Below are 263 nucleotides of genomic sequence, written 5' to 3' on the forward strand. Positions count from 1 at the left end.
CTGCGTGGGTGTCTCGCTCATGAGGTGCTGCACCCCGCCAGCGGGCATTGCTGGCGGCGTGGCAATCGCGATCAGAAGCTGTGGAACGCGGCCTGTGACTATGCGGTCAATCCGGTTGTGCTCGCTGCCAACTTGAAGCTCCCGAAAGGCGCACTGCTGGAGGAACGCTTCACTGGCAAGTCAGCAGAGGAGATTTATGCGGTGCTCCGCCAGGAACGGCCACCTGAGGCTCCCCAAGAGCCTCAGGCCCAGGGCGCTCGCGG

1 protein-coding gene is annotated in these 263 nt (G+C 64.3%); it reads left to right on the top strand.

The features are described 5' to 3' along the window. A partial coding sequence (locus RVY79_RS20105; protein ID WP_317466344.1) for a DUF2201 family putative metallopeptidase occupies positions 1 to 263 on the top strand: 263 nt, incomplete at both ends.

Origin of the sequence: Chromohalobacter sp. HP20-39 (assembly GCF_033052815.1) — a bacterium.
Lineage (GTDB): Bacteria > Pseudomonadota > Gammaproteobacteria > Pseudomonadales > Halomonadaceae > Chromohalobacter.